The following is a 2059-nucleotide window of genomic DNA, read 5'->3' as shown; positions in this document are numbered from 1 at the left end:
GCATTCGTGCTGACAGGCACACCGATGGAATAGGAGGAAGGCTCCAGATCATTGCCTTTATAATCCTGATCGAATTGGCCCAAATAGTTAAAACTGATCTCAGGCTGAGCCTTTAACTGCACGCCTGGTTTCTCCAGAACATTCGTATCCGACAGGTATCGTAAAATACCATAGCCGATGCCTTTCTGCGGAATATGACGCAGCCCTTCCTTGATCCGTTTGATCAGACGAGCGGTATTTCCGCCCTGGCCCAGACTTCCATCCAGTACAACCGGGAACTGGCTCGTAAACCAACCGACTGTCCGCGTAATATCCACATCCGGTACAATGGCTTCCCGTCCATGGCCCTCCAGGTTGACCAGCACTCGTTCGGAACCAGACCAGTCATATACGGCTTTTCCGAGCGCAGCCAGCAACAGGTCATTCATTTCCGTGTTGTATGCGCGATGAGCTTGTTTGAGCAACTGCTCGGTTTCCTGCTTCGTCCAGCGGACCGTCACAACCTCACTGTCTCCGAGCAGGGCTTTATCCTTCGCAAAATCCTTTGGCAAAGGCTTCGCCAGACTCGCTTCTGCTTGTTCGATATGCTGCCAGTAGGCTAGCTCACGCTCCATCGTCGCCCGATTCGCATAGGCTGACAGTTGTTTGGCCCATACCTGGAACGAATCTGTTTTATGCGGCAGTCGAATAGCTGTGCCTGTTTTACCTGCAACAGCCTGCTCATAACCGGACGCCAAGTCCTCCAGCAAAATACGCCACGATACGCCGTCCACAACCAAATGATGAATGACCATTAATAAATGGTCGCCCTCAGCGCAATGGAACAGACCGAGCTTCACAAGCGGACCCTCGCTCAAATGAATGCCTGCTTGAACTTCACTCGCCTTGGCTTCGACAGCGGCAGATTCGTTCTCCATTCCTCTAAAATCTACGATGTCCAGTGTGTATAGCTCGCCTTCCTCTACACTGCGGTTCCAAGCGGCATAGCCCTGCTCCCTCTCACGGAATACCGTGCGCAATGCGTCATGATGCTGGACAATACGGTCCATTGTACGGCGTAGCGCGTCGACGTCAAAGCGCCCAGCTCGGTACAGCATCATCGCCTGATTGCTGTGGTGCAGATCAGCAGGCTGCTGCTCGAAAAACCACCGCTGAATAGGTGTCAGTTCCACCTGGCCTACGACCTCTTCCTGACTGGCCATCTTGCCATCTGTACGAAGCAACGGACTGAGTGCCGCTACTGTCGGATTGCTGAACAGGTCTTTCATCTCCAGTCGATAGCCTGCTTGCAGCAAGCGGGACGATACTTGCAGTGCTTTGATCGAATCGCCACCCAGTTCAAAGAAGTTATCCTGCGTGCCTACCGTTTCGACACCAAGCACTCCCGCCCACACTGAAGCTAATACCTGTTCTACCGCAGTACGTGGAGCCACATAGGCTGCGCCGGTATGGATGCTTCCTTCGGGCTCCGGCAAGGCCTTACGGTCGATTTTTCCATTGTGGGTCAGTGGCAAGGTCTCCAGACGCATCAAACGTGCAGGTACCATATGTGCTGGCAGTCCTGCTTCTAGCTCGGCCTGTACTTCCTCGATCCGCAGCTCGGTTTCTCCTGTGATGTATCCGCACAAGTACTTGTGTCCACGCTCATCCGTCCGGTCGATGACTACCGCTTGACGCACACCCGGCACCCGCTGGATTGCCGTTTCAATCTCGCCCAGCTCAATCCGGTAGCCCCGGATTTTGACCTGATAGTCCATCCGGCCGATAAAGTCCACATTGCCGTCTGGCATCCACCGCGCCAGGTCACCTGTGCGGTACAATCGTTCACCGGCTACATACGGATTCGCTACGAACTTCTCGGCCGTCAGGTCTGCACGGTTCAGGTAGCCTCGTGCCACGCCAGCACCGCCAATGCACAGCTCACCCAGCACACCGATCGGCACCGGATTCAGCTGGCTGTCCACGATGTAGAAGCGTGCGTTCAGCCATGCCTGACCAATCGGCACACTGCCGCTACTTGGCAGCTTTGACAGTTCTTCGTCGTAGAAGCTGGAGTCAA

General features: G+C 54.6%; 1 protein-coding gene. It reads right to left on the bottom strand.

Translation table 11 applies throughout. From position 1 onward, the window contains the following. Window positions 1-2059, bottom strand: a 2059-nt coding sequence (locus ACWA2B_RS27785) for a condensation domain-containing protein (RefSeq protein ID WP_449292866.1), incomplete at both ends; no start/stop codon positions are given.

It is taken from the genome of Paenibacillus sp. CMM36, from assembly GCF_053570945.1.
Note: the sequence above shows the minus strand (reverse complement) of the source record. Positions and strands in the feature narration are given on the sequence as shown.